General features: G+C 60.4%; 27 protein-coding genes. 15 read left to right on the forward strand and 12 right to left on the reverse strand.

What is annotated here, in order from left to right:
- Positions 1-7 precede the first annotated feature (7 nt).
- Both ACFWXH_RS03790 and ACFWXH_RS03795 read right to left on the reverse strand, forming a co-directional pair.
- Complete coding sequence (locus tag ACFWXH_RS03790; protein ID WP_379117655.1) at positions 8-682, reverse strand: DsbA family oxidoreductase; 675 nt, start codon at positions 680-682, stop codon at positions 8-10.
- 122 nt (positions 683-804) lie between these two features.
- Positions 805-2,619, reverse strand: a complete 1,815-nt coding sequence (locus ACFWXH_RS03795; RefSeq protein ID WP_379117657.1) for an extracellular solute-binding protein — start codon at positions 2,617-2,619, stop codon at positions 805-807.
- A 219-nt stretch (positions 2,620-2,838) separates the two neighbouring features.
- Here ACFWXH_RS03795 and ACFWXH_RS03800 point away from each other — a divergent pair, with 219 nt between their 5' ends.
- From ACFWXH_RS03800 to ACFWXH_RS03810, 3 genes are all read left to right on the forward strand, one after another.
- A complete protein-coding gene (locus ACFWXH_RS03800; RefSeq protein ID WP_379117659.1) occupies positions 2,839-3,462 on the forward strand; it encodes an invasion associated locus B family protein in 624 nt (207 codons plus the stop codon).
- 169 nt (positions 3,463-3,631) lie between these two features.
- Positions 3,632-4,021, forward strand: a complete 390-nt coding sequence (locus ACFWXH_RS03805; protein ID WP_379117662.1) for a hypothetical protein — start codon at positions 3,632-3,634, stop codon at positions 4,019-4,021.
- A 194-nt stretch (positions 4,022-4,215) separates the two neighbouring features.
- On the forward strand, positions 4,216-5,268 hold the full coding sequence (locus ACFWXH_RS03810; RefSeq protein WP_379117664.1) for a glycerophosphodiester phosphodiesterase family protein: 1,053 nt from the start codon (positions 4,216-4,218) through the stop codon (positions 5,266-5,268).
- Positions 5,269-5,365: 97 nt separating this feature from the next.
- Here the strand turns inward: ACFWXH_RS03810 and rpsI are convergent, their stop codons facing one another.
- From rpsI to ACFWXH_RS03825, 3 genes are all read right to left on the reverse strand, one after another.
- Positions 5,366-5,842 (reverse strand): 30S ribosomal protein S9, encoded by a 477-nt coding sequence (gene rpsI / locus ACFWXH_RS03815; protein ID WP_054308725.1) that lies wholly within the window; start codon positions 5,840-5,842, stop codon positions 5,366-5,368.
- Between the two features lie 2 nt (positions 5,843-5,844).
- Entirely contained in the window at positions 5,845-6,306 is a 462-nt protein-coding gene (rplM, locus tag ACFWXH_RS03820) for a 50S ribosomal protein L13 (protein ID WP_054308724.1), read from the reverse strand.
- Positions 6,307-6,722: 416 nt separating this feature from the next.
- Entirely contained in the window at positions 6,723-7,181 is a 459-nt protein-coding gene (locus ACFWXH_RS03825) for a carboxymuconolactone decarboxylase family protein (protein WP_054308723.1), read from the reverse strand.
- A 113-nt stretch (positions 7,182-7,294) separates the two neighbouring features.
- Here ACFWXH_RS03825 and ACFWXH_RS03830 point away from each other — a divergent pair, with 113 nt between their 5' ends.
- Complete coding sequence (locus ACFWXH_RS03830; protein ID WP_379117668.1) at positions 7,295-8,170, forward strand: sigma-70 family RNA polymerase sigma factor; 876 nt, start codon at positions 7,295-7,297, stop codon at positions 8,168-8,170.
- 6 nt (positions 8,171-8,176) lie between these two features.
- Here ACFWXH_RS03830 and ACFWXH_RS03835 read toward each other — a convergent pair whose 3' ends face one another.
- Entirely contained in the window at positions 8,177-8,623 is a 447-nt protein-coding gene (locus ACFWXH_RS03835) for a PaaI family thioesterase (protein ID WP_379117671.1), read from the reverse strand.
- A gap of 173 nt (positions 8,624-8,796) precedes the next feature.
- On the opposite strand from ACFWXH_RS03835, the gene ACFWXH_RS03840 reads away from it, so the two are divergent.
- The 5 genes from ACFWXH_RS03840 (at position 8,797) to ACFWXH_RS03860 (ending at position 12,777) form a co-directional block, all read left to right on the forward strand.
- Positions 8,797-9,618, forward strand: a complete 822-nt coding sequence (locus ACFWXH_RS03840; RefSeq protein ID WP_379117673.1) for an enoyl-CoA hydratase — start codon at positions 8,797-8,799, stop codon at positions 9,616-9,618.
- Between the two features lie 52 nt (positions 9,619-9,670).
- Positions 9,671-10,435 carry a GNAT family N-acetyltransferase gene (locus tag ACFWXH_RS03845; RefSeq protein WP_379117676.1) on the forward strand — a complete coding sequence of 255 codons (765 nt, stop codon included), beginning with the start codon at positions 9,671-9,673 and terminating at the stop codon, positions 10,433-10,435.
- The gene (locus tag ACFWXH_RS03850) at positions 10,432-10,953 is read left to right on the forward strand and encodes a CoA-binding protein (RefSeq protein ID WP_379117678.1); all 522 of its coding nucleotides are present in this window, start codon (positions 10,432-10,434) and stop codon (positions 10,951-10,953) included. The genes ACFWXH_RS03845 and ACFWXH_RS03850 overlap by 4 nt, the downstream gene beginning before the upstream one ends.
- Before the next feature lie 145 nt (positions 10,954-11,098).
- Complete coding sequence (locus ACFWXH_RS03855; RefSeq protein ID WP_379117680.1) at positions 11,099-12,382, forward strand: O-acetylhomoserine aminocarboxypropyltransferase; 1,284 nt, start codon at positions 11,099-11,101, stop codon at positions 12,380-12,382.
- A gap of 44 nt (positions 12,383-12,426) precedes the next feature.
- Positions 12,427-12,777, forward strand: coding sequence for a cupin domain-containing protein (locus ACFWXH_RS03860; RefSeq protein ID WP_379117682.1), 351 nt, complete (start codon positions 12,427-12,429; stop codon positions 12,775-12,777).
- 9 nt (positions 12,778-12,786) lie between these two features.
- Here ACFWXH_RS03860 and ACFWXH_RS03865 read toward each other — a convergent pair whose 3' ends face one another.
- The 3 genes from ACFWXH_RS03865 to ACFWXH_RS03875 all read right to left on the reverse strand — a co-directional run bounded on the left by ACFWXH_RS03865 (position 12,787) and on the right by ACFWXH_RS03875 (position 15,306).
- Positions 12,787-13,599, reverse strand: coding sequence for a methyltransferase domain-containing protein (locus tag ACFWXH_RS03865; RefSeq protein WP_379117685.1), 813 nt, complete (start codon positions 13,597-13,599; stop codon positions 12,787-12,789).
- A 120-nt stretch (positions 13,600-13,719) separates the two neighbouring features.
- Positions 13,720-14,967, reverse strand: a complete 1,248-nt coding sequence (locus ACFWXH_RS03870) for a cytochrome P450 (protein ID WP_379117688.1) — start codon at positions 14,965-14,967, stop codon at positions 13,720-13,722.
- Positions 14,968-14,976: 9 nt separating this feature from the next.
- The gene (locus ACFWXH_RS03875) at positions 14,977-15,306 is read right to left on the reverse strand and encodes a barstar family protein (protein ID WP_379117690.1); all 330 of its coding nucleotides are present in this window, start codon (positions 15,304-15,306) and stop codon (positions 14,977-14,979) included.
- A gap of 59 nt (positions 15,307-15,365) precedes the next feature.
- Here ACFWXH_RS03875 and ACFWXH_RS03880 point away from each other — a divergent pair, with 59 nt between their 5' ends.
- Positions 15,366-16,469 (forward strand): NAD(P)/FAD-dependent oxidoreductase, encoded by a 1,104-nt coding sequence (locus ACFWXH_RS03880; protein ID WP_379117692.1) that lies wholly within the window; start codon positions 15,366-15,368, stop codon positions 16,467-16,469.
- Between the two features lie 177 nt (positions 16,470-16,646).
- Here ACFWXH_RS03880 and ACFWXH_RS03885 read toward each other — a convergent pair whose 3' ends face one another.
- Complete coding sequence (locus tag ACFWXH_RS03885) at positions 16,647-17,402, reverse strand: SDR family oxidoreductase (RefSeq protein ID WP_379117694.1); 756 nt, start codon at positions 17,400-17,402, stop codon at positions 16,647-16,649.
- Between the two features lie 296 nt (positions 17,403-17,698).
- Positions 17,699-18,274 (reverse strand): TetR/AcrR family transcriptional regulator, encoded by a 576-nt coding sequence (locus ACFWXH_RS03890; protein WP_379117695.1) that lies wholly within the window; start codon positions 18,272-18,274, stop codon positions 17,699-17,701.
- Between the two features lie 58 nt (positions 18,275-18,332).
- On the opposite strand from ACFWXH_RS03890, the gene ACFWXH_RS03895 reads away from it, so the two are divergent.
- Complete coding sequence (locus ACFWXH_RS03895) at positions 18,333-19,022, forward strand: DUF4336 domain-containing protein (RefSeq protein ID WP_379118950.1); 690 nt, start codon at positions 18,333-18,335, stop codon at positions 19,020-19,022.
- Between the two features lie 68 nt (positions 19,023-19,090).
- Here the strand turns inward: ACFWXH_RS03895 and ACFWXH_RS03900 are convergent, their stop codons facing one another.
- Positions 19,091-19,681, reverse strand: a complete 591-nt coding sequence (locus ACFWXH_RS03900) for a hypothetical protein (RefSeq protein ID WP_379117697.1) — start codon at positions 19,679-19,681, stop codon at positions 19,091-19,093.
- A gap of 240 nt (positions 19,682-19,921) precedes the next feature.
- Here ACFWXH_RS03900 and clpP point away from each other — a divergent pair, with 240 nt between their 5' ends.
- From clpP to hupB, 4 genes are all read left to right on the forward strand, one after another.
- Positions 19,922-20,551 carry an ATP-dependent Clp endopeptidase proteolytic subunit ClpP gene (gene clpP / locus ACFWXH_RS03905; protein WP_379117699.1) on the forward strand — a complete coding sequence of 210 codons (630 nt, stop codon included), beginning with the start codon at positions 19,922-19,924 and terminating at the stop codon, positions 20,549-20,551.
- Positions 20,552-20,854: 303 nt separating this feature from the next.
- Positions 20,855-22,129 carry an ATP-dependent Clp protease ATP-binding subunit ClpX gene (gene clpX / locus ACFWXH_RS03910; protein WP_054308708.1) on the forward strand — a complete coding sequence of 425 codons (1,275 nt, stop codon included), beginning with the start codon at positions 20,855-20,857 and terminating at the stop codon, positions 22,127-22,129.
- 270 nt (positions 22,130-22,399) lie between these two features.
- Complete coding sequence (gene lon / locus ACFWXH_RS03915; RefSeq protein WP_054308707.1) at positions 22,400-24,808, forward strand: endopeptidase La; 2,409 nt, start codon at positions 22,400-22,402, stop codon at positions 24,806-24,808.
- Positions 24,809-25,002: 194 nt separating this feature from the next.
- Positions 25,003-25,275 (forward strand): DNA-binding protein HupB, encoded by a 273-nt coding sequence (hupB, locus tag ACFWXH_RS03920; RefSeq protein WP_054308706.1) that lies wholly within the window; start codon positions 25,003-25,005, stop codon positions 25,273-25,275.
- Positions 25,276-25,323 lie beyond the last annotated feature (48 nt).

Here is a 25,323-nt window from a genome sequence, read left to right on the forward strand (position 1 = left end):
TTCGAAGCTAATCGGCCTTTTCCAGCTCGCCGCGTGTCTTGGCTTCGGCTATTTGGCGGATCGCATCGGCGAGCGTTTCCGTATCCTGCGCGCCCATCACCGCATAACGCCCTTCGATCAGGAAGCACGGCACACCGGTGATGCCCATGCGCGAGGCAGTCGCGATCTCGGCGCGCACCGCTTCGGCGTCCGCATCGGTCGGCAGCAGTGTTTCGACGATGGCGACGTCCATGCCAGCTTCGCGCGCTGCCTCGATCAACACATCTGGATCGCCTGTGTTCTCGCCACGCTCGAAGTAGGCGCCGAACAATCGCTCGACCAACTTGTTCTGGACGGCGACGCCGGCTGTTCCCGCCCAGCGGATGACGCGATGCGCGTTCAGCGTATTGGGTGCCACTTTGATGGCGTCGAAGTCGAAGGAAATGCCTTCCACCGCGCCCAGCGAGACGAGGTTGGCATGGATCTGCTTCAAGCGGTCGCCGTCGCCGAACTTGGCCTGCATGTAGGCCTTGCGGTCCTTGCCTTCCGGCGGGATGGTCGGGTCGAGCTGAAACGGCCGCCAGCGGACCTCGACGCTCACATCCTTCAGGCTTTCGATCGCATGCTGCAACCGCTTCTGGCCAAGGAAGCACCAGGGGCAGACGACATCCGACACCACGTCGATGCTCAGGGTCTCGCTCATCGCTTCATCCTTTCGCGGTAAAGAAATTCAAGGAAAAGTGCGTTGCGGTTTTCCGTCCGGGATTGCGTAACGAAGAACTAGAGCGTTTCCGCGTGTCCGGGAAAATCGGAAACGCTCCAGGGTCAGTTCGGTTTGCGCCACCATACCGGCAACTGGTAGCCGAACAGCGGCGTTACCTTGGGATGCTCCAGATATTTCCAGTAGGCGACCCATTGATCGGGGTTGTACTGCATCGGCACCATATAGTTGCCCGAGATCAGCAGCCTGTCGAGCACGCGCACCGCGGCGACGAAATCTTCCTTGGTGCGCGCGTTGAGCATCGCATTGATCGCGGCATCCACCGCGGGTTCGGCGACGCCGGCCAGATTGAACGAGCCATCGACCTTCGCCGCTTCCGATCCCCAGCGGAACCGCTGTTCGATGCCGGGCGACAGAGAATTGTTGAAGCCGCTGGCGCCGATCAGGACGTCGAAATCGTAGCGTTGCTTGCGTGACTGGATCTGGTCGCCGTCGAGCGAACGGATCGAGACGGCGATGCCGATCTTGCCCAGCGTGCGCTGATAGAGCGAAGCGAGGCGTTCTTCGTCCTGTGAAGAGGTGAGGATTTCGAAAGCGAAAGGTTCACCTTGCGGGTCGAGCATCTGACCATTTTCAATATGGTAGCCTTGGCCCTTCAATATCTCGAAAGCCGTCTTGAGCACCTTGCGGTCTTGGCCGCTGCCGTCCGTGACCGGTGGCAGCCAGGTGCCGTCCATGACATCGGCAGGCACACGACCGGGATAAGGTGCCAAAAGCTGCTTTTCCTTGTCGCTGGCGGGATGGCCGAGCGCCGAAAGTTCCGAATCCTGCCAGAAGCTCTTCAGGCGCGCGTAGCGGTTGTTGAAAAGGTTCTTGTTGGCCCATTCGAAGTCGTAGAGCATGCCGAGTGCGTGGCGCACCTCGACATTCGCGAATTTCGGCAGGCGGGTGTTGAACAGGAAGCCAGTGACGACCGGTGGAATGCCGCTCTTGAACGTTTCTGCCACGACTTCGCCCCGCTTGAAGGCGGGGAAATCCATGTCGCGCTCGCGTTTGACCGGGTCGGTCTCCATGTTGACAGCGCAGATTCCCTTTTTGAATGCTTCAAGCTGGGCGTTGGAATTGAGGAAATATTCGATCGTGATGCGATCGAAATTGTCGAAGCCCCGTTTGGAGGGGGCATCCTTGCCCCAATAATCCGGATTGCGCTTGAAGATGATGCGTTGGCCGGGAACCACCTTGTCGACCGTATACGGGCCCGAACCGATCAACGGTTTCAAGGTCGTCCTGTCGAACGTGTCCTTGTCGAAGGCATGTTTCGGGATGATAGGCGTCATCGCGATGATCAGTGGGAATTCGCGGTCCGACAGCTCGTTGAAGGTGAAGCGCACGCTGCGCTCGCCGGTCTTTTCAAGCTTCTCCACCCGCTTCATGCGATCCGAATAGGGCGGACGGCCCTTTTCGGTGAAGACGTCATAGGTGAACAGCACGTCTTCCGGAGTCACTGGCTGTCCGTCCGACCATTTGGCCTTGGGGTCGATGTGAAACTCGATCCATTTGCGCTCCGGATCCATGTCGACGCTGTCGGCAAGCAGGCCATAAAGACCGAAGGGCTCGTCAAAATTGCGCTGCATCAGCGGTTCGAAGACGAGGTTGCCGTAGATGGTGTCGATCATTCCGCGCGCCGTCGTGCGCAAACTCTTGATGATGAACGGGTTGAGATTGTCGAAGGACCCGACCACACAATAGGTTACGTTTCCACCCTTCGGGGCGTCAGGGTTCGCGTAGGGAAAATGCGTGAAGCCGGCTGGCAATTTCGGCTCGCCCTGCATGGCGATGCCGTGCTTAGGCTCAGCCAAGGCCGATGGGCTGCTAGCCAGGAGAAGCGCGGCGGTCAGCCAGTAAAACGAGCGGCTCATGCCGTATCCTCGAACGGAATGTGTGATTCGAGACGCAACCTAGCATGAGCTGTGGCCGTACCGTGGCCATAGTCAAGAAATGCCGCGATTGGACTGGATTCAGGAACAATGCCAGTGTAACACGCCGGGCGAAGTCATTCTGTTGCCTCATTTGGGCAAGAGGTAGCACGCCAAGGTCTGAAGGCCGCTACGGGGATCAAGGTAGAGGAAGTTCATCATATGAAGAGCCTGAACAGCAAAGCTCATCGTCTTTCGCTCATGGCCGCTGGCGTTGTCGGCATCCTGGGTGCAGGCGTTCCGGCTGCTTCTGCTCAGCAGCAGATCCCGCAGGGTTGGTTCAAGGCCTGCACCAAGCAGGAAGACGTCGACATCTGCAACGTGCAGAACATCCAGACCGCAGGCAACGGCCAGTTGCTCACCGGCGTCAGCCTGATCGACCTGCGCGGCAAGGTGAACCGCAAGGTATTCCAGGTCACAGTGCCGACCGGCCGTCTGGTTCCTCCCGGCATCGGCCTGCAGGTCGACAACGGCAAGCCGCAGAAGCTCGACTATGTCATCTGCTTCCCTGACCGCTGCGTTGCCGAGGTGCCACTGACCGATCAGCTCGTCACCTCCTTCAAGAAGGGCCAGCAGATCACGCTGACCTCGATCAATTTCCAGAACCAGCCGAACCCGATCAAGATTCCGCTGACTGGCTTCGGCACCGCTTTCGACGGCCCGGCCATGCAGCAGTCGGATCTGGAGGATCGCCAGAAGAAGCTGCAGGAGTTCGTCAATAAGAACAATCAGGACTTCTCCAAGAAGCTCAAGGAAGAGCAGGAGAAGGCCAAGACGGCGCAGTAATTGCCTTATCCGCTTGGCGGACTTGGCATGATGCATTCGAAGAACCCCGGCTCAGGCCGGGGTTTTTTATTGGGCAGGATGATCACCACGCGAGGAAGCGTTCATTCCTCATCGCTCGGCCACGAAGAGCGCTTATTCTCACCCGGCCATGGCGATGGGAGGAACAGCAATGAAGCGCGAAATGGTTCTGACGGCCTTGACTATGACCAATCTCCTTTTGCTGAACGGGCTCGTGCTCGGCCGGGTGTTGCCGGCGGTGGCGCAAGGCGAGCCGGGCATCTTGCGAGGCAGCGGACTAGAGATCGTGGATGGTGAAGGGCGGTTGCGCGCTACCATCACCATCCAGCCTCCAGGCGACGGTGTGACCGAAACGGCCTTGCTGCGGTTGATGCAGCCCAACGGCCAGCCTGCGGTGAAGATCGGTGCGTCCCCGACCGGTGCCGGACTGAGCTTTGTCGGCGGCGACGACCAAAGTTATGTCATCCTCGACGCAGACGGGGCTGAAACCAGACTCAGGATGGTGGAACCCGGTGGTCGAGAGCGTCTCATCACGCCCTAGCGCATCGGCCTGAAAATCGGAATCGATTTCGGAAAGCACGATGCGTGGATTCAAAGTGTTAGAGCGTCCTTTGCGCGTCCGAAGGGCCGCGCGGCGCTCTGATCGTTGTCCTTTGCAAGCCGGCTTCGTTCACGCCGCCGTCATGCCGGACCGCTATGAGCGGCGCCGACTGATCCGGCACGGAGCGATTCTCAATGCGGATGGCACGGCTCGGCGCGGCACTGGCCGCGATGCTGACGATGACGCTCGGTGTTGCCGCGGCGCAAGATCGTACGGCACTCATCCTCGACCGTCTGCAGCACGCCAATCAATGGCGCGATCATGTCATGGTCGTCGCCCATCGCGCCGGTGGCCTGCAAGGCGCCAAATCTCGCTTCCCGGAGAATTCGCTTGCTGCGGTCGAGGATGCGATTGCGGCCGGCGCGGAGATGATCGAGGCCGATGTGCGCCGTTCCAAGGATGGCGCCCTCATCGTCATGCATGATAGCTGGCTCGACCGAACCACAATTTGCAAAGGCGAGGCTGCCGAGCGCACGTTGGTGGAACTCAGAAGCTGTCGGCTGGTGGTCGAGGCTGGTCGCATCCAAACAAGTGAAACCGTCTCGACGCTCGCCGAATTGCTCGCTGTCACCCGCGGCCGCATCCTGGTCAATGTCGACAACAAGCTTGGCACCGAGGCGCTGCCGGGGATCATCGCCGAGGCGAAGGCGCTTGGCATGGCCGAGCAGGTTGTGGTGAAGGAGAACATCTGGAACGACGCCCGCATCAGAGAAGTGGGAGCCGCGCTGAAGGCGGCGGGCAGAGGCTTTCAGTTCATGCCGATTATCGCCGACGATGCTGTCCGCGATGCGGCTTTCGTCGAGAAGGTTGCCCGTACCTTCAATTCCCATGCGATGGAACTGATCAATTGGCGCAATGGCGCTGAAACGCTGACCGAAACCGGCGGCGCGCTGTTTTCGACCCGCATGCGCGCAGCCGCCGTGCGCGGCGGCTGGCATCTATGGGCGAACACCTATGCCATCCTCAACAAGCCGGGTGGGTTCCTCGCCGGCGGCCGTGGCGATGAACTGGCCGTTGCTGCTGGCATGCCCGCTGAAAGCTGGGGCTTCTGGGCCGAACGCGGCGCCACCATCATCCAGACCGACGAGCCCCGCGCCGCGATCGAGTGGCTGGCTGCCAAGGGTTATCGCGTACCTTACGGCGAAAGGCGGCCCGAAGTGCCGACGACGACGGCAAGCATCAATTGACCAGTTAGGTGCACGAGGCGGCACTGCTCCGGTTATTGTCGACAAAAGCAAAAAGGCCGCCCGGAGGCGGCCTTTCGATTCCGATCCCGCGAAACGCTTAGCGCTTCGAGAACTGGAAGCTGCGGCGGGCCTTGGCCTTGCCGTACTTCTTGCGCTCGACGGTACGGCTGTCGCGGGTCAGGAAGCCACCCTTCTTGAGCACGGAGCGCAGCGCCGGCTCGTAGTAGGTGAGTGCCTTCGAAATGCCGTGACGCACCGCACCGGCCTGGCCGGAGAGACCACCGCCGGTAACCGTGGCGACGATGTCGTACTGGCCGGCGCGGTTGGCCGCGATGATCGGCTGGTTGAGGATCATCTGCAAGACCGGACGCGCGAAGTAAGCGCCGAATTCCTTGTCGTTGACGGTGATCTTGCCGGAGCCGGGCTTCACCCAGACGCGGGCGATGGCGTCCTTGCGCTTGCCGGTGGCATAGGCGCGGCCCGACTTGTCGAGCTTCTGGACATGGACCGGAGCGGCCGGCTGCGCGGTCTGCGCGACCGAACCGAGTTCTGCGAGCGAGGAAAGCTCAGCCATAATCAAGCCCTCTTGTTCTTGGCGTTCAGCGCGCCGACGTCGAGCGTCACAGGCTGCTGGGCGGTGTGCGGATGCTCGGCGCCTGCATAGACGCGGAGATTCTTCATCTGGCGACGGCCGAGCGGACCGCGCGGGATCATGCGTTCAACGGCCTTCTCGAGGACGCGCTCGGGAAAGCGGCCTTCGAGCAGCTGGCGCGCAGTGCGCTCCTTGATGCCGCCGGGGTGACCGGTGTGCCAGTAGTAGACCTTGTCGGTGTACTTCTTGCCGGTGAGAACGACCTTGTCGGCATTGATGATGATGACATTGTCACCGTCGTCGACATGGGGCGTGAAGGTGGGCTTGTTCTTGCCGCGGAGGATGTTGGCGACGAGCGATGCCAGACGGCCGACGACGAGACCCTCGGCGTCGATCAGCACCCACTTCTTCACCACGTCCGCAGGCTTCTGCGAAAAGGTTGCCATGGTTACATGCTTTCGTTTCGGACCTTCAGGAGAAGGCGTTTCTTGTTGCTTTCATTGCCGGCCGGCCTCGGCCCGCCGCCAATAACAAAACGGCGGCCTTTGCGGGCCGCTGCTTTGCGTGGGCTTATAGGAGAGAGGATGGATGTCGTCAAGCGATGAAAGGTGGAGTTCTCCGTGAAAATTCATTAAAAAACAATAGCTTATGCAAAAGGTATTATTTTACCACATTCCTGTGGACTGGATCAGCGGCATTTTGCGCCATTTGGGGTCACCAGGTTCTCTGCGCGAAGCCCCCGCGATTGGCGTGTTCTTGACCGCAATCACCACTCGGATATTGGCCTATGTCCAGGCAGCGTAACAAATAGCGGCTTTGAAGGCCGGAGCATTTTTGCCCGGCCTTCAAATGCGTGTCTCACTCAATTCCAGGCAGCGCCCGCCACCTGACGCACGCTGGCGTTCAGCCGGTTCCACACATTGATCTGCGCGATCTGCAGGAGCAGCCCGGATATGGCCTTTTCGTCGTAGTATTTGGCGGCTTCGTTCCAGACATTATCCGGCACAGCGTCCGAACGGTCGGCAATGCGCGTAACGGCCTCGGTCAAAGCGAGTGCTGCTCGCTCGGCGTCGTTGAAGAACGGCGTGTCGCGCCAGGCCGCAACCGCGAAGATGCGGCGGTCGGTCTCGCCAGCCTTCTTCAATTCCTGCGCATGCATGTCCACGCAAACGCTGCAGCCGTTGATCTGGCTGGCACGCAGATGGACCAGCTTGGTGGTGACCTCGGAAAGGCCGCTCTTTTCCGTGGCCTTGTTGAGCGCGGTCAGCGCCTGCATTGCCTCCGGAATAACAAAGACGGGGTTTTTCATTCTCGCCTGCATGGCTTTCATCTCCGTGTTAGATCGGGCTCACGACGATTCCGGCGCCTGTTGGTCACATCGGCCGGATTTCGTTCGTCATCGGCTTGACGCACGGCAGACAGGGAATGTGACCGATGGACGAAAAAAAGATTCTGGCAGGCCAGTTCGAGGCAAATCGCGCTCATCTGAGGGCCGTCGCCTTCCGCATGCTCGGTTCGCGCGCCGAAGCCGAGGATGCCGTGCAGGAAGCGTGGCTGCGGCTGAACCGGACCGACGTAGGTGATGTCGAGAACCTTGGCGGCTGGCTGCGAACCGTGGTGGCTCGCATCTGCCTGGACATGCTGCGCTCACGCAAATTGCGTCGCGAAGAACCTATGGGGGATGTCGGGTCCGGCCTGCCGTCCGACGCCGGAACCGCCTCCTATGATCCGGAATACCAGCTCGCCATGGCAGATTCCGTCGGACTGGCCATGTTGGTCGTCCTGGAGACGCTTGGCCCCGCCGAGCGGGTCGCCTTCGTGTTGCACGACATGTTCGATCTGCCCTTCGATGACATTGCCCCGATTGTGGGCCGCACTGCTGATGCCACGCGCAAGCTCGCCAGCCGGGCTCGCCAGCGCGTGCAGGGCACCTCCGTCTCTCCGGAAGCAGATCGCGCCCGCCAACGCAGAGTGATTGAGGCCTTTCTCGCCGCCTCGCGCGACGGCAATTTCGGAGCGCTGCTGTCCATTCTCGATCCTGACGTCGTGTTCCGGGCCGATGAAGCAGCGACGCGATTGGGGTCCGAGGCCGAGCTGCGTGGACCGGAGGCGGTCGCAGGCCACTTCCAGGGCCGAGCGCACGGTGCGAAACCGGCTACGCTCGACGGCGCCCTCGGTGTCCTGGTGGAAGCTGGCGGCAAGACGCTGCTGGTTCTGCGTGTGACGCTGAAGGGCGATCGTATCATTGGCATCGAAGCCGTGGCAGATCGCGAAAGCCTCGCCGATTTGAAAGTGGCGGTTCTCGACTGACCGCGATCAGCGCCTGGGTGGGATCGAATAGGTACCGGTTGCCTGAGCGACGGTATGGCCCGTCGCGCCGGAGACGATATCGATGTCGTAGACCATCAGGCTTTTGCCCAGTTTCAAAATGCGGCAGTGGCCTAGAACTGGGCCTGCTTCAGCCTTGCGCATGAAATTGATGTTGAGATTGGTGGTGACCGACAGTGCGTCCGGTCCGGCGTGGGAAAGCACGCAGACATAACCGCCGATGTCGGCCAATGTGAACAGGCAGGGGCCGGAGATCGTACCGCCGGGGCGCAAGTGCCGCTCGTCCGCATTGAGGCGAACCGTGCAGCCGCCGGGAAAGATGTCGATTGCCTCATAGGCGAGGTAATCGCTGTTGAGCTGTGGGTAGACCGATCTCAACAGCACGTTCGCTTCGTCGGCTGTCAGAACCGGCTCGAGATCGTCCTGTATCGGCATGGCATGGTCCGTTCACTGTCGTGGTGCTTCGGCTTTCGCCTTGCGCCTGTTATGGTCACCGTAGGTCAGAAAGCATGCTCGAAGCCTTTCCTTCAATTGGCAGCGTGCTAGTTCTTTTGTTCCATAGAGAACGAATCCGACGGCTGGATCGTCGAGCAGCGGAGATCAACGAAGTGGCCGAAATCCTCGCCATCAAGACAACCGAACCCCTTGGGCCGGTGCTGGCCGAACAGGCCAACGGCATTGCCCGCATCACGCTGGCCAGCCCGCCTGCAAATGCCCTGTCGCTGGCGGTCATGGCTGCCTTGCAGGCTGAATTCGACCGGCTGCGCCAAGACCGGTCAGTGCGCGTCATAGTGCTAGCCGCATCCGGCAAGGTGTTCTGCGCCGGACATGACCTCAAGGAACTCACCGCGCATCGCAATGATAGCGACCGGGGCAGGGCCTTTTTCGAAAAGACCTTCGCCGCGTGCTCCGCTCTTATGCAGACCATTGTGCGGCACCCCAAGCCGGTGATCGGGGTGGTCGACGGGCTCGCGACGGCCGCTGGCCTCCAACTCATTGCAAGTTGCGACTTGGCGCTGGCTTCGCACGAGGCGACATTCTGCACGCCGGGCGTCAACATCGGCCTGTTCTGCTCGACACCGATGGTGGCGCTTTCGCGCAATGTCTCGCGCAAGCAGGCCATGGAAATGCTTTTGACCGGCGAGACCATCGATGCCGCGACTGCCAAGGAATTCGGTTTGGTCAACCGCATCGTGCCGCGTGAATACCTGAATCAGGTCGTGACCAAATACGCGCAAACCATTGCTTCCAAATCGTCTTTGACGATCCGTACTGGTAAGGAGGCCTTCTACGCGCAGGCTGAGATGGGGCTTTCGGACGCTTACGACTACGCCGGCCGTGTGATGGTGGAGAACATGCTGGCGCGTGACGCCGAGGAGGGCATAGGCGCCTTCATCGGCAAACGGCAGCCGGAATGGAAGGACGAATGACGCGGCCATTTGGCCATGTCGCTTACATCGAAACTCCGGGCATTTTTAGCGCATGAGCCAGGGCCTCGTTCTCGACATCCAGCCCAACACCGTCTGGCACGTCGAGGAGGCCTGTCGTCAGGCTTGGCCCGCGGTGGTGGAACAAGTCGCCAACGGCTGGTTGCTGCGCCGGTCCGGCGGTGGCATCCGCCGGACCAATTCTGCCAATCCGCTGGCAGGCGAGCGCCATTGCAATGCAGCTCTCATCGACAGGATCGAAACGTTCTATCGCGACTTCCGCCAGGTGCCGGTCTTCCGTCTCACCGATTTCACACGCGAGATTTCGGCCGAACTTGACCGGCGCGGCTACACCACACAGGCAAATACGCTGACGTTGCTGGCTTTGTTGGCGGCCCGACCGCCCCTTTATTCCGAAGGCACTGTCGTGACGACCGAACCAACCGAGAACTGGTTCGACCTGCGCGACCGTCTGGCGAAGGATCCGTTGATCTTCCGAGACATGGTGGCCGCGATCGGCATGCCCAAGGCTTTTGCCTCGTTGCGCGCTGGCGGGCGTACGGCCTCGATCGCCTATGGTGTGCTCTGCCACGGCATGCTGGTGGTGGAATCCGTCGCTACCCATCCGGATCATCGTGGCAAGGGGCTGGCCAGACGCACGGTCGGAGCGCTGATGAATTGGGCGCGCGATGCAGGCGCCGACAAGGCCTGCCTGCAGGTTGTGGCCGACAACCATCCAGCCCTTGCCGTTTACCGGGCTTTGGGCTTCAACACCGAGCTCTACAGCTATCATTATCGTTTCGCACCGGATGCCGCATGAACCACGACGCCTACGACAATGCCTACATCGCCGGCATCCTGAATTCGGTGAAGACTATCGCCATGGTCGGTGCTTCCGCCAATGACGTCCGGCCGAGCTGGTTCGTGCTTAAATACATGCTTGCCAAAGGCTTTTCGGTGTTTCCGATCAATCCGGGTCAGGCCGGCAAGGAAATCCTCGGCCGCATGACCTATGCCAGGCTGGCCGATATTCCTGAGCCGGTGGACATGGTCGACATCTTCCGCGCGCCGGCCGCTGTGCCGGGCATCGTCGACGAGGCTCTGGCGCTTAACCCCTTGCCCAAGGTGATCTGGATGCAGCTCGGCGTGCGCCATGACGAAGCGGCAGCAAAGGCGGAGGCTGCGGGCATCAAGGTGGTGATGAATCGCTGCCCCAAGATCGAGTATGGCCGTCTCTCTGGTGAGATCGGCTGGAACGGCGTCAATTCCGGCGTGCTTTCCTCCAAGAAGCCCATCATGCGCCAAGGTTTCCAGAGTTTTGGGGTTCGCCAGAAGTAGCGAGCAACAATTTTCCACGGTTTTGCCGAAACTTTGGCTGTGGGTTTGAAAAATAGCGCTGGGCAGGCAAAATCTTCTTTGCATTCGACGCGCGGCTCGCCCAAGAATGCCCGGCGATTTTTTGGGCGATTTGAGGAGGTTTACGATGAGCCAGCGCGCACCCGGTTTCAACACGCTCGCGGTTCACGCCGGCGCCAAACCCGATCCGGCCACGGGCGCTCGCGCCACGCCGATCTATCAAACCACGTCCTATGTCTTCGACGATGCCGACCATGCTGCTTCGCTGTTCGGCCTGAAGGCTTTCGGCAACATCTACACCCGCATCATGAACCCGACCCAGGCGGTGCTGGAAGAGCGCGTCGCTGCCCTCGAAGGCGGCACGGCCGCGCTTGCCGTGGCATCAGGCCATGCCGCACAGCTTCTCATCGCGCATACGTTGCTGAAATCCGGCGAGAACTTCGTCGCCGCGCGCCGGCTCTATGGCGGCTCGATCAACCAGTTCGGCCATGCCTTCAAGAATTTCGGCTGGGAGGTGCGCTGGGGCGACACCAATGACATCTCGACCTTCGAAAAGCAGATAGACGACAACACCAAATTCATCTTCGCCGAGAGCCTGGCGAACCCGAACGGTGAATTCGTCGACATCGAAAAACTGGGCGACATCGCTCGAAAGCATGGCATTCCGCTGGTCGTCGACAACACGCTGGCCACACCTTATCTAATGCGGCCGATCGAGCATGGCGCTGATATCGTCGTGCATTCCCTGACCAAGTTCATCGGCGGTCACGGCAACTCCATCGGCGGCGTCATTGTCGATGGTGGCACCTTCGACTGGTCTAAATCCGGCAAATATCCGATGCTGTCCGAGCCGCGCCCCGAATATGGCGGCATGGTGCTGCACGAGACCTTCGGCAATTTCGCCTTTGCTATTGCAACCCGGGTGCTCGGCCTGCGTGATTTCGGTCCGGCGATCTCCCCCTTCAACGCTTTCTTGATCCTGACCGGTCTGGAAACTCTGCCACTGCGCATGCAGCGCCATTGCGACAATGCCGCCACGGTGGCGGCCTGGCTCGCGAACCATCCGAAAGTGTCCTGGGTATCCTATCCAGGCCTGCCTACGGACAAGAACAACGCACTGCAGAAGAAGTATTCGCCGCTGGGCGCCGGCGCGGCATTCACCTTCGGTCTCAAGGGCGGCTATGACGCCGGCGTGAAATTCGTCGAGGCGCTGGAGCTGTTCTCGCATCTCGCCAACATCGGCGATACCAAGTCACTGGTCATTCACCCAGCCTCGACCACTCATCGCCAGCTTTCCGACGAGCAGAAGGTTGCAGCCGGTGCCGGGCCGGACACGGTGCGTCTCTCGGTCGGCATCGAGGACGTCAATGACATCGTCGCAGATCTCGAACAGGCGCTCGCCAAAGTCTGAACGGCATGGCACAGAAGGCTCCGGATCAGACCGGAGCCTTTTTCATGAGCGAGCCGAAATTCCTCACCGTTTCCACCGATGGCATCGAGCCGGAGCATGGCGCGCCGGCACCGGATCGCCTGGTCTCGGGCGATCCGAAATTCCGCACCTGGAATGCCGAGGAACGCGACGGCATCCTCTACGCCGGCATCTGGGAATCGACGCCAGGCAAATGGCGCATCGCCTATGACGAATGGGAGTTCTGCCACATCCTCGCTGGCGTCTCCGTGATCGCGGAGGAGGGTGGCGAGGTGCGCACCGTACGTGCCGGCGACAGTTTCGTGCTCAGACCCGGCTTCAAGGGAAGCTGGGAAGTGCTTGAAACGACTCGCAAGGAATACGTCATCAAGCTCTGACGCCGTCACTTATCCCGGCACTCGGCCGGACAGCCTGAAGAAGGTGTGCGAGGTGACCAGAACGTCAGGGTTCGCCAGATGGGTCTCAAGCGCGGCCATGTCTGTTTCGAGGTCATCCTGTGCGACGAAGCCTTGGTCGATCATCTTGTCGCGCACGTTGTTGATGAATTCGTGGAGCATTGGCCGGCGGTCGTGTCCGGGCGGATAGACATGGTAGACGGCATCGACGTGTATGTTGGTGAGGCCCGTTTCGCGGAACAGGCGATGCGAGCGACGACCAATGAACAGATCGATGCCTTGCGCTTCTGAATAAGCGACGTAGGCATTCAGCAGCCGCTCCCAGGCTGGTAGCGGCGGATCGCAGAAATGGGCGACGAAATCCGCCTCGAAGCTGGCGATCCAGCCGCCCGGCCGCACCAGCGCTACCATCTCGCGTACGATGCGATGCGGCTCCGGCACATTGACCAGGACCAGTCGCATATGTGCGCCGTCAAACGAGCCGCGTTCCAATCCCGTGTCGTAGGCATTGCCCTCACGCACTTCGACTTGTGGGAGCGCATGATCGGCCACGAAGCGGCGCGCCATATCGACGAAATGCGGGCTGCGCTCGAGACCGAGTACCGAACCAGTCACACCGACCCGCTTGCCGAGCAGGTGAAGCACGCCACCCGGGCCGCAGCCGAGATCGATCACCCGCTCACCCGGCTTGATGCCGACGCGTTCGAGATGCGCGTCGGAATCCGGAGCCAGGTTGGCGATCTGCCGCTTCAGCCTTGCTTGCTCTGCCGGACCACGGCCGAGCAGATACTTGTCCTGCCGCATGGTGCACGCTCACCCTCATCGAGACGTACGATGCGAAACAATGCCTGCGAAAAGCGCAGAATAGCACGGAACGGCAGCCCCGGCGTGCGCAACTTCACACAGTGCCTATGCGAGGAGGGTTCAGGTGCGAACGCTGAGTTTCTCCAACCCGTGGAAGTGGTAGGTGTCGCGAAATTGTGGCTCCTCGGCGAACTGCAGCGTCGGCAGGCGCTCGAACAGCGTCTTCAACGAGATCTGCAGTTCCAGTCTGGCCAATGGCGCTCCGATGCAGAAATGGATGCCGGCACCAAAGGAGACATTTTTCTGGTCGCCGCGCTGTGGATCGAAGGCGCCGGGCCCCGCATAGGCGGCAGGGTCGCGATTGGCCATGCCGAGCAAAAGGCCGATCTGCTCGTTCGGCTTTATGATCACTCCCGGTACAACCTCGATCTCCTGATAGGCGTAGCGGGTGAACATGTGCAGCGGTGCGTCGTAACGCAGGCATTCCTCGACAGTTGCAGCGGTCGCCTCCGGCGACGTGAAGAAGCGGCGGGGATCGCCGCCCTGGACCAGGATCGAGCGCACGGCGTTACCGGTCTGGTGCACGGTTGCCTCATGGCCGGCATTGAGCAGCAGAATGGTTGAGGAAATCAGTTCGTCTTCCGTCAGTTTCTGGCCGTCTTCCTGGGCAGAGATCAGCAGCGACAGCAGATCGTCGCCTGGCTGCTTGCGCCGTTCGGCGACGTAGCCACGCAGGAAATCGGCGAATTCGCGCGCCGCTCGGTTGGCCGTATCCTCGGTCTCGCGGGTGCGGCCGTGCATGTACATGGCGACCATCTGGTGCGACCAGGCGAGCAATTGCGGCCCCATCTCGACTGGCACGCCGAGCATCTCGGCGATGATGGTGATCGGCAACGGCGCGGCATAGGAGGGCAAAAGGTCCACCGGTTCGCCGGGCTCGAAACGATCGATCAGTTCGTTCGCTAGCGCTTCCACGCGTGGCCGCAGCCGCTCCACCTGGCGCGAGACGAAGGCACGGTTGACCAGCGTGCGCAGCCTTGTGTGCACTGGTGGCTCCAACTCCAGCATGGAGTTGGCTTCGATGGTGTCGAAGGCGGTCAAATGGCTGCGATCCTGGTCGAGGCCACGGCTGTCTGGAATGCCGGCCGGGTTCTGACGGCCGAATCGGCGGTCGCGCAGCAGGCCGTTGACCGTGTCGTAGCCGCCTACGCACCAGAAGCCGAATTCCTTCCAGAAAAAGGCCGGGCTGTTGGCGTGCAGCCAGGCATAGGCATCATAAGGATCCTGTACAAACGCCGGCTCGTGTGGGTCGAGGCTGACATGGCGGCTGGCCCGGTCGAATGAGAGATAGGCTGGCTTGGTCGGCATAAGTCTGTCTCAGCTTGCAAAGGAAAGGCACAGTATCGGATCACCGCCGGCCTCGATGCGTCGCCAGTTCACGAAGGCCGCGCTTTCGCACAAGGCAACGAGCAAATCCGGTTGGTTGCGTTTGAGCGCCTCAGCCTGTTCCAACTGAATGACGACGATGCCGCCTTTTTCCACATGGATGGTCGAAAGGCCAGCATCTGGTTCGTCCAGATGCGACATGCAATCGATCCAGGCATCCCAGTTGTGGCCGTAAAAATCTGGGAAGCCAAAGGTTTCGGCAAAAAGACCGTGCAAATCGGTGATTTCGGAACAGTCGATGCGGACAAGACGATGTTGCAAGAAACGCCCCGGGGTTGTGAACTGATGTTACCTTCCCGCATGAGAGGACTGTTGCCAATATGAACGTCATCGTCGTCGGCGCCGGCATTGCCGGCCTCTCAACAGCATGGTCGCTGATCAAGGCCGGACACAGCGTCATCCTTCTGGAACAAGGGCCTATTCCTAATCCGTTGGCTGCTTCGGGAGATCATCATCGCATCATTCGTCGCGCCTATCGTGCGGACACAGGTTATGGCCAACTGATCAGCGAGGCCTATGCCGCCTGGGAAGAATTGTGGAGCGACGTCGGCGAAGACCATCTCGATCATCGCGGTTTCCTGTGTGTCTCGCGTGAACCGGGCGACGAGGCGGAAGAATATCGGGAAGGCATGGAGGCTGGCGGCTGGCCGATCGAACTTCTGACGCCCGACGCTGCGGTTGAGCGCTGGCCCTTCCTGGAAGCCGGCACCTTTCGTTATGCCTATTTTTCACCGGACGGTGGCGCGCTGCATTGCCGCAAGATCGCGGCGGGGCTGGCGAAATGGCTGCGTGCGCACGGCGCCGATGTGCGCGAAAATTCCAAGGTGGTCGCGGTAGACGCCGAAGCCGGACGGGTGACGCTCGCCAATGGCGAGAGCCTGCATGCAGACCGCGTGATCGTCACCGCCGGAGCCTGGGTTCTGAAGCTGTTTCCGGAACTGGGCGATGAGTTGAAGACTTATCGCACCGCGCTCGCCTATGTGGAACCACCTGCCGACCTTCGATCTGCCTGGGAAGCCGCGCCCATCATCCTCGATGTCGGCGGCAAGACCGACGGCTACATGATTCCGCTGACGCGCGGTGCCGGTATGAAGTTCGGCTCGGGTCTGCACAAGGTGCCGACCGACGATGCTGACAGGAACCGGGTGCCGATACCGGGGGAGGGCGAACAGATCCGCGATCGGTTTTCGCCGCCGATCGCCCGCATCAAGGAATACCGGGTCACCGACGTCGTGACCTGCGCCTACACCTTCACCGCCGACGAGAAATTCCTGGCGCGCGAAAAAGGCAAATGCCTGATTGTTTCGGCCTGTTCCGGTCACGGCTACAAGTTCGGTGCAGCAGTTGGCCGGCGCGTCGCCCATGCGGTGGGCGATGGCGACATCGGAGCGCTGAAGCGCTGGCTAAGAGCTGAACAAATGTGAATATTACTTTTGCGGCCTGCCTTTCTCGCGCCTGCAACCGTTGGATGGGCGCTGGTCGGCGCAGCGGCGCACGAGTGGTAATCGACAACAAGCCGGACCAACGGCCCGGCTGTATGTCGATCAGCATTCTTCCCGCTCCTGGCGTCAGGCGAGAAGGTACCTCGCACCGTCCCGCTGTTAAGTGGGATTCATGGCTGCGAAGGTTGCTTCGTAGAGGCCATCGCGTTCGGCCCACCGCCGCGCGCGGTCGCGTTCGACCAGCACTTCACCTCTGGGATGCTCCTCCTGTTCCAGCAGATGCATCACCTCCGAGACATAGACATCGACGGGCGTGGCGCGTGGATCGGTCGCTTGCCGGACGCCTGTAAGTTGCGTTTGCACATAGGGCGGCGCGAGTTCGAGCACTTCCACAGGCACATTGCGGAGCTGATGCCGCAGCGATTGCAACCAGGAGTGCAGGAATGCCTTGCTGGCACAATAGGCAGGGAAGTCGGCCCGAGGTACGAAGGCAAGGTTCGAACTGGTAGCTATGATCGTCGTGTTGGTTTGCCCCTTCAACGTCGGCAGCAGCGCGGCTGTCACACGCAAGATGCCCAGGATGTTGGTCTCGATGATCGCCTCGGCATCTGAGGCATCCCAACCGTCGGCGGTCATATCTTCTGCCCGCGAAATGCCGGCATTGGCGATGAGCATGTTGAGGTCGGGGAAATGGGCACGGATGTCAGCGGTGAGGCGAGAGAGCGAAGCTTGGTCGGTGACATCGAGCGACATGCCGAACAAACCCGGCCGGCCTGCCGTGATTTCATCGAGCAGCGACTGCCGCCGCCCTGTGATGATGACGCGGTTGCCGCGCGTGTGGAAAGCCTCGGCCAACGCGCGGCCGATACCGCTGGTGCCGCCGGTGACGAGGATTGTGTTGCCAGTCATTTTCATGGATTTTGCCTTTCAGGTGCTTGTTGAGAAAGGCGGACGGGGAGCCTGGCTGTGAGCGGCAGGACAGCATGCATCTTGGCAAGAGCGCGCTTGCCAAGGCAGTGTGTCGAGCGGACCAGCAGCCGCTGAGCAGGAAAAATGGACATACCGTTGCGCCTTCGTGATCGAGATCTCCCAGCTGGGACCTTCTCGAAAAGGCGCGTTGGATGACGGTAACGCCTACGGCAGCGCTATAAAGGCGACTGCAGGTAGACGGCTACCGCAGCCGTCCTTGACCGTCAAGCGCGGATGCAGGCCTACGATCGGTCGCCGATGCCCTCGACGACGATACGGATAAGTCGGCGCACCTGATTGTGATCGAACGCGTCTCCCGCGAGGGAGTTCAGCATCGCCTGGCCATAGATCCCAAGCAGGACCAGCGCCATGTAGTTTGCTCCCTCGTCCTTGCGGACAAGGCCCTGCTGCTGTCCAAGAGCAAGAATATCCCGGACGAGCCCCTGAAAAGAGGGGCGTTCGGACGGTGGCTCCAGGGATGGTCGTAGGGAAGGCGCAAGCGCCAGGCGTGCCAGTGATGGGTTGGCCATGCACCAGCCCGCGCTGTCCGTCAGAACCTGCTCCAGCAATTCGGTGACGTTCATGTTGCGCGTCATCAGCTCGCGGTAGCCGGCATCGTTGGCTTCTACGCGAGCGATGAGGCTGAAGGCGATGTCCTCCTTCGAGCCGAACAGATTGTAGACAGTCTTGCGGGTCAAACCGGCGCGCCCGGCGATATCCTCGACCGAGGTGTTTTCAAACCCGAATTCCCGGAACGCCCTGTCGGCTGCGTCGAGGATCAGATTTCTGGATCGCTCCGTGCGCTTCAAGCTTGGCATTTTTTATACATATGTGTAAATTTACTCATCTGTAAATATTGGTGATGTCGTGGCTTCCATCCTGACGCGGTTCGGCCCTGAAATCTGGCTTGCCGAGGGGCTGATCGTAACAGCCGCGGCCGGTTTTCACTATCCGACGCGCCAGGCTGTCATTCGTCTGTCCGGGAACCAACTGTTCATCTGGTCGCCGATTGCTCTTTCCGCTGAATTGCATGCCGCGGTCAGCGCGTTGGGCGAGGTAGGTTATCTCGTCCCACCCAATTCGCTGCATCACCTGTTTCTTGGTGACTGGCAGCGCGCCTTTCCGCAAGCGAAGACCTACGCCCCGCCTGGATTGCGCGAGAAACGACCCGATATCCTGTTTGACGGGGACCTCGCTGACATCGGCCAGCCAGCCTGGAACACGGATGTGAAGCAAGTCGTCATTGGCGGAAATCTCATCACAACCGAAATCGTGTTTTTTCACCTGGCGAGCCGTACCGCTCTCTTCTGCGATCTGATCCAGCAATTCAAACCCGGCTGGTTCTCTGGCTGGCGCGCGGTCGTGGCGGGGCTTGATCTGATGATCGGTGCCGAGGCGTCCGTGCCCCGCAAATTTCGGATCGCATTCACGGACAGGCGGGCGGCACGTGCCTCAATTCAGAAAATCCTGGCCTGGCCTGCGGACAACGTGTTGATGGCTCATGGCGACCCGATAACGCGGGACGGGCAGGCGTTCCTGCGCCGCGCGTTCCGTTGGCTGGTTTGAGCGCGGTCATTCACTTGGCTGTCGACAAAGCCGGAGCAAATGCCCCGGCTTGTCGGCAAGCTGCCTACTCAGTATTGACAGTGCCGTGGAATGTGCACGCGGCGCCAGCCGGTCTGGCCCTCGGAGACCATCACGCGGCGCGCGACCTGTCGATAGCTCGGCGGCACCTCCAGCACGCGCTCGGATCCCGGCTGGATGACGACCTGCTCGGTCTCGTACCCATATTCCGCAGGGATGACGACGCGGCGGTGGGATTCCCGCTGGATCACGACGGTTTCGGCCACCCTTTCGTAGCGCGGCTTGTATTTGATCTTGCACAGGACGCGGCGGCCGTTGATCCAGCGCCACTCCCAGCCGTAGCCTCCATCTGAGACCTGTATGGTCCGATATCTGGTATCGACAACCGCCGGGATCACTTCATAGGTGACGCGTTCCGGCCGGATCAGCACGGCGCGCTGACGCGTGCCGTAGATCGGAGGCGTCCTCACCACCCGGCTGTATCCTGGGCTGACCTGCTCTTCTCCATAGATCGTGTCGTAGACAGGACGGGTCCGATACGGTTCGTAGCATTCGACCGCGCGGCCGCCCGCCACTGTTTCGGAGGCGGTGCCGAGCATGATCAGCGCGGACACAGCCAGCAAAAGCTGCTTCTTCAACATATGCCACCCCTTTTTACGCGAACTGACGCCGCTCGCTTCAACTTTAGCGGACGGAGATGGCCGGAAAAGCGAATTCTTTAAAATTCGTTAACGGCGGGATGTATCGGAAAATGCTCTGACCGGATGGCTAGGCGCTGCGGTCTTGCGCTAGGGTGAGCGGGCATCCTATCTACGGAAACGACCGTCAGTATCGATTCCGCCCATCCGGCGCGGATATCCCATCCAGGCAAGGGACCATTTATGAAGAGCCCCATCGAAACCTACATGAACCTCGTTCCGATGGTGGTCGAACAGACCAATCGCGGTGAACGGGCTTACGATATCTTCTCGCGCCTCCTGAAGGAGCGCATCATCTTCATCACCGGTCCGGTCGAAGACGGCATGGCGACGCTGGTCTGCGCGCAGCTGCTTTTCCTGGAAGCCGAGAACCCGAAGAAGGAAATCAACCTCTACATCAACTCGCCGGGCGGCGTGGTAACCTCCGGCATGGCGATCTATGACACCATGCAGTTCATCAAGCCGCCTGTCTCGACGCTCTGCATCGGTCAGGCCGCCTCGATGGGGTCGCTGTTGCTCACCGCTGGCCACAAGGACATGCGCTTCGCCACGCCGAACGCCCGCATCATGGTGCACCAGCCTTCCGGCGGCTTCCAAGGCCAGGCTTCGGATATCGAGCGCCACGCCCAGGACATCATCAAGCTGAAGCGCCGCTTGAACGAGGTCTATGTCAAGCATACCGGCAAGGACTACGAGACCATTGAAAAGACGCTCGACCGCGACCATTTCATGACTGCCGACGAGGCCAGGGATTTCGGTCTCATCGACAAGGTCATCGAGAGCCGCGAAGCGGCGGAAACGACCGCAGGCTGATATTGGGCCAAACTAAATTGTCAGTTGTCGGCGGCAGACCACGCTTTTGGTGTGGTTTGCGGCATTTCAGCCACAATTGGCTGTTTCCTCGACGGCGACGATTGCCTACGTTAAGGCTATGTTGATTTTCGGCGGCTTAGCTTTCCGTGGGGCTGCGGGAATCATTGCCACGTTTTCTGATTTGTGTTTCGTACGGAATGCGTTGCAGGAGCCAGACCACTGGCCGGCGCGGATTCCCGCGATAGATAAGTAAGTGTGCCAAACGCCAAACCATCGGCGGGTGCCCATGAAAGGACTGGGACGATGAGTAAGGTCAGCAACAGCGGCGGTGACTCCAAGAACACCCTGTATTGCTCCTTCTGTGGCAAGAGCCAGCACGAGGTGCGCAAGCTGATTGCCGGGCCGACGGTGTTCATCTGCGACGAATGCGTCGAATTGTGCATGGACATCATCCGCGAGGAGAACAAGACCTCGATGGTGAAGTCGCGCGAAGGCGTGCCGACACCGCAGGAAATCCTGAAAGTGCTGGACGACTACGTCATCGGTCAGCCTTACGCCAAGCGCGTGCTGTCGGTGGCTGTCCACAACCACTACAAGCGCCTCGCGCATGCCGGGAAGAACAACGACGTCGAGCTGGCGAAGTCGAATATCCTTTTGATCGGCCCGACCGGTTGCGGCAAGACGTTGCTCGCCCAGACCCTCGCCCGCATCATCGACGTTCCCTTTACCATGGCTGATGCCACGACGCTGACCGAGGCCGGGTATGTCGGCGAGGATGTCGAGAACATCATCCTGAAGCTGCTGCAGTCGGCCGACTACAATGTCGAGCGCGCCCAGCGTGGCATCGTCTACATTGACGAGATCGACAAGATCAGCCGCAAGTCGGACAACCCCTCGATCACCCGCGACGTGTCGGGCGAGGGTGTCCAGCAGGCGCTGCTGAAGATCATGGAAGGCACGGTTGCCTCGGTGCCGCCGCAGGGCGGCCGCAAGCATCCGCAGCAGGAATTCCTGCAGGTCGACACCGCGAACATTTTGTTCATCTGCGGTGGCGCGTTCGCCGGGCTCGACAAGATCATTTCCGACCGTGGCCGCAAGACCTCGATCGGCTTCGGTGCGACGGTGGCCTCGCCGGAAGATCGCCGCACGGGCGATCTGTTCCGCCAGGTCGAGCCTGAGGATTTGCTGAAGTTCGGCCTGATCCCGGAATTCGTCGGTCGTTTGCCGGTGCTGGCAACGCTCGAGGATCTCGACGAACCGGCGCTGATCCAGATCCTGACTGAGCCGAAGAATGCGCTGGTCAAGCAGTATCAGCGCCTGTTCGAGATGGAGAGCGTGGATCTGACCTTCCACGAGAACGCGCTCTCGGCGATCGCCAAGCGCGCCATCGAGCGCAAGACCGGCGCACGTGGTCTGCGTTCGATCATGGAAGCCATATTGCTCGACACGATGTTCGAGCTGCCGGCTCTCGAAGGCGTCCGCGAAGTTGTGATCTCGGAAGAGGTGGTTTCGGGCAATGCCCGGCCGCTCTACATCTATTCCGAGCAGAAGGAAAAGAAGGGCAACGTCAGCGCCTGACGTGCCTTTTTTCAAGGTTGAAACGGCGCCGCTCGGCGCCGTTTCCATTTCGTGGATAAGGATACCGCAGACGGTGCTGCCTAGCACTAAAGGCAGGTGAAGATGGACCTTGATCTTTGCCGGTGTCTTATCCACTTAACAGTCGAAGGCCACGGGCCGAATTCTGTGCTGCAAAACTCCCGTCACAATCGGTGGTAGGCGGAATGGTCCGCGGTCGTTAATATGAGATTCGCGATTGGCCAAAGGCGATCGCGAAGGAAAGGTTGGACAATGGCCAAAATATCCAAGGCTACCGGCGACGGCGCCTTTGCGGTTCTTCCGCTTCGCGACATCGTGGTGTTCCCGCACATGATCGTTCCGCTCTTCGTTGGGCGTGAGAAATCGATCAAGGCGCTTGAAGAAGTGATGGGCCAGGAAAAGCAGATCCTGCTTGCCACCCAGATGAATGCCGCCGATGACGATCCCGAGCCTGATGCGATCTACGACATCGGCACGCTCGCCAACGTATTGCAGTTGCTGAAGCTTCCCGATGGCACCGTGAAGGTGCTGGTCGAGGGCGTGGCGCGTGCCAAGATCGTGACCTTCACTGATCGTACCGACTACCACGAGGCTAAGGCCAGCGTTCTGGCCGAGCCGGATGAAGAGGAAGTCGAGGTCGAAGCGCTGGCGCGTTCCGTGGTTTCGGACTTCGAGAACTACGTCAAGCTGAACAAGAAGATCTCACCTGAGGTGGTTGGCGCGGCCAGCCAGATCGACGACTATTCCAAGCTCGCCGACACGGTCGCCTCACATCTTGCCATCAAGATTCCTGAGAAGCAGGAAATGCTCGCCACGCTCTCCGTCAAGGAGCGTCTCGAGAAGGCGATGGGCTTCATGGAGGCTGAGATCTCCGTCCTGCAGGTGGAGAAGCGCATTCGCTCGCGCGTCAAGCGCCAGATGGAGAAGACGCAGCGCGAGTACTACCTCAACGAGCAGATGAAGGCGATCCAGAAGGAGCTTGGCGAGGGTGAGGACGGTCGCGATGAGGCCGCCGAGATCGAAGCGCGCATCAAGAAAACCAAGCTGACCAAGGAAGCCCGGGAAAAGGCTGAGGCGGAGCTGAAGAAGCTGCGCACCATGTCGCCGATGTCTGCCGAAGCCACGGTCGTGCGTAACTATCTGGACTGGATCCTGTCGATCCCGTGGGGCAAGAACTCCAAGGTCAAGCAGGACCTGAATTTCGCGCAGGACGTACTCGATACCGATCACTATGGCCTCGACAAGGTCAAGGATCGTATTGTCGAATACCTGGCCGTGCAGAGCCGTCAGAAGAAGTTGAAAGGGCCTATCCTGTGCCTCGTCGGTCCTCCCGGCGTTGGCAAGACGTCGCTCGGCAAGTCGATCGCCAAGGCGACCGGCCGCGAGTTCATCCGCATGGCGCTCGGCGGCGTGCGTGACGAGGCCGAGATCCGCGGTCATCGCCGCACCTATATCGGCTCGATGCCCGGCAAGGTCATCCAGTCGATGAAGAAGGCGAAAAAGTCCAATCCGCTCTTCCTGCTCGATGAAATCGACAAGATGGGTCAGGACTTCCGTGGCGATCCGTCTTCGGCGCTGCTCGAGGTGCTCGATCCGGAACAGAATGCGACGTTCATGGATCACTATCTGGAGGTCGAATACGATCTCTCGAGCGTGATGTTCGTTACGACGGCCAATACGCTGAACATCCCTGCGCCCTTGATGGACCGCATGGAGATCATCCGTATCGCCGGCTATACTGAAGACGAGAAGGTCGAGATCGCCAAGCGGCACCTGCTGCCGAAGGTCGTGCGGGACCATGCCCTGCAGCCGAAGGAATTCTCGGTTTCCGAGGATGCAATTCGCGCTGTCATCCAGACGTATACCCGTGAGGCGGGCGTGCGTTCGCTTGAGCGCGAGCTGATGAAGCTCGGTCGCAAGGCGGTGACCGAGATCCTGAAGACGAAAAAGAAGTCGGTGAAGATCACCGCTTCCAATCTGTCCGATTATCTCGGTGTCGAGCGCTATCGTTTCGGCCGCGCGGAGTCCGACGACCAGGTTGGTGTTGTCACCGGCTTGGCTTGGACTGAGGTCGGCGGTGAATTGCTGACGGTCGAAGGTGTCATGATGCCCGGCAAGGGCAAGATGACGGTCACCGGCAACCTGCGCGACGTCATGAAGGAATCGATCTCGGCGGCGGCCTCCTATGTCCGCAGCAGGGCGCTGGATTTCGGCGTCGAGCCACCGCTCTTCGACAAGCGCGACATCCATGTGCATCTGCCGGAAGGCGCCACTCCGAAAGATGGTCCGTCCGCGGGTGCCGCGATGGCCACAGCCATCGTGTCGATCCTGACCGGTATTCCGGTCCGGGCCGATGTGGCAATGACCGGTGAGATTACCTTGCGTGGCCGTATTCTGCCGATCGGCGGCCTGAAGGAGAAGCTGCTGGCTGCGCTGCGTGGTGGCATCAAGAAGGTGCTAATCCCGGAAGACAACGCCAAGGATCTGGCCGAGATTCCGGACAATGTGAAGAATGGAATGGAAATCATTCCAGTCTCGCGCATTGGCGAAGTGCTGCGGCATGCGCTGGTCCGGATGCCGGAGCCGATCGAGTGGGTCGAGCCGGTCAGCCCGCCGGCTGCAACCGATGTCGACGATGCCGGAAAGTCGCTTGCGCACTAGCATCGACGAAGAGTGCACCGCACAAACGAAAAGCCGGGCCTTGGGCCCGGCTTTTTTGTGAAAAAGCCCGGTTTTCTGGGCTTTTTTCGTTCTTTTGTCGGTCTTTTGGCTTGGTTGTCGGAACACTTCTTTCTAAAGTCCAATCCCTGCCGGATGAGTCGCAAGTTCCGGTTTTCTCATGGAAGGGATTTTTGATGAACAAGAACGAACTGGTGTCCGCTGTCGCCGATGCCGCGAAGATCTCGAAGGGTGACGCGCAGTCGGCGGTGGATGCGGTGTTTGCCGTTATCACCGGCGAGTTGAAGAAGGGTGGCGATGTCCGTCTGGTCGGCTTCGGCAATTTCTCGGTTTCGAAGCGCGCTGCGTCGACCGGCCGCAATCCGCAGACCGGTGCCGAAGTGAAGATCCCGGCCCGCACGGTGCCGAAGTTCTCCGCCGGCAAGGGCCTGAAGGACGCCGTCAACTAAGGCGCGCTGATTGTTCAGAACTGCGAAAAGCCGGGTGTTGAGCCCGGC

Origin of the sequence: Mesorhizobium sp. NPDC059054 (genome assembly GCF_042739215.1) — a bacterium.
Classification (GTDB): Bacteria; Pseudomonadota; Alphaproteobacteria; order Rhizobiales; family Rhizobiaceae; genus Mesorhizobium.

Bases quoted from the DNA above. Each gene is read 5' to 3' on its own strand.
- ACFWXH_RS03790 (WP_379117655.1), bottom strand. From the start codon at position 682: ATGAGCGAGACCCTGAGCATCGACGTGGTGTCGGATGTCGTCTGCCCC.
- ACFWXH_RS03795 (WP_379117657.1), bottom strand. From the start codon at position 2,619: ATGAGCCGCTCGTTTTACTGGCTGACCGCCGCGCTTCTCCTGGCTAGC.
- ACFWXH_RS03800 (WP_379117659.1), top strand. From the start codon at position 2,839: ATGAAGAGCCTGAACAGCAAAGCTCATCGTCTTTCGCTCATGGCCGCT.
- ACFWXH_RS03805 (WP_379117662.1), top strand. From the start codon at position 3,632: ATGAAGCGCGAAATGGTTCTGACGGCCTTGACTATGACCAATCTCCTT.
- ACFWXH_RS03810 (WP_379117664.1), top strand. From the start codon at position 4,216: ATGCGGATGGCACGGCTCGGCGCGGCACTGGCCGCGATGCTGACGATG.
- rpsI (WP_054308725.1), bottom strand. From the start codon at position 5,842: ATGGCTGAGCTTTCCTCGCTCGCAGAACTCGGTTCGGTCGCGCAGACC.
- rplM (WP_054308724.1), bottom strand. From the start codon at position 6,306: ATGGCAACCTTTTCGCAGAAGCCTGCGGACGTGGTGAAGAAGTGGGTG.
- ACFWXH_RS03825 (WP_054308723.1), bottom strand. From the start codon at position 7,181: ATGCAGGCGAGAATGAAAAACCCCGTCTTTGTTATTCCGGAGGCAATG.
- ACFWXH_RS03830 (WP_379117668.1), top strand. From the start codon at position 7,295: ATGGACGAAAAAAAGATTCTGGCAGGCCAGTTCGAGGCAAATCGCGCT.
- ACFWXH_RS03835 (WP_379117671.1), bottom strand. From the start codon at position 8,623: ATGCCGATACAGGACGATCTCGAGCCGGTTCTGACAGCCGACGAAGCG.
- ACFWXH_RS03845 (WP_379117676.1), top strand. From the start codon at position 9,671: ATGAGCCAGGGCCTCGTTCTCGACATCCAGCCCAACACCGTCTGGCAC.
- ACFWXH_RS03850 (WP_379117678.1), top strand. From the start codon at position 10,432: ATGAACCACGACGCCTACGACAATGCCTACATCGCCGGCATCCTGAAT.
- ACFWXH_RS03855 (WP_379117680.1), top strand. From the start codon at position 11,099: ATGAGCCAGCGCGCACCCGGTTTCAACACGCTCGCGGTTCACGCCGGC.
- ACFWXH_RS03860 (WP_379117682.1), top strand. From the start codon at position 12,427: ATGAGCGAGCCGAAATTCCTCACCGTTTCCACCGATGGCATCGAGCCG.
- ACFWXH_RS03865 (WP_379117685.1), bottom strand. From the start codon at position 13,599: ATGCGGCAGGACAAGTATCTGCTCGGCCGTGGTCCGGCAGAGCAAGCA.
- ACFWXH_RS03870 (WP_379117688.1), bottom strand. From the start codon at position 14,967: ATGCCGACCAAGCCAGCCTATCTCTCATTCGACCGGGCCAGCCGCCAT.
- ACFWXH_RS03880 (WP_379117692.1), top strand. From the start codon at position 15,366: ATGAACGTCATCGTCGTCGGCGCCGGCATTGCCGGCCTCTCAACAGCA.
- ACFWXH_RS03885 (WP_379117694.1), bottom strand. From the start codon at position 17,402: ATGAAAATGACTGGCAACACAATCCTCGTCACCGGCGGCACCAGCGGT.
- ACFWXH_RS03890 (WP_379117695.1), bottom strand. From the start codon at position 18,274: ATGCCAAGCTTGAAGCGCACGGAGCGATCCAGAAATCTGATCCTCGAC.
- ACFWXH_RS03900 (WP_379117697.1), bottom strand. From the start codon at position 19,681: ATGTTGAAGAAGCAGCTTTTGCTGGCTGTGTCCGCGCTGATCATGCTC.
- clpP (WP_379117699.1), top strand. From the start codon at position 19,922: ATGAAGAGCCCCATCGAAACCTACATGAACCTCGTTCCGATGGTGGTC.
- clpX (WP_054308708.1), top strand. From the start codon at position 20,855: ATGAGTAAGGTCAGCAACAGCGGCGGTGACTCCAAGAACACCCTGTAT.
- lon (WP_054308707.1), top strand. From the start codon at position 22,400: ATGGCCAAAATATCCAAGGCTACCGGCGACGGCGCCTTTGCGGTTCTT.
- hupB (WP_054308706.1), top strand. From the start codon at position 25,003: ATGAACAAGAACGAACTGGTGTCCGCTGTCGCCGATGCCGCGAAGATC.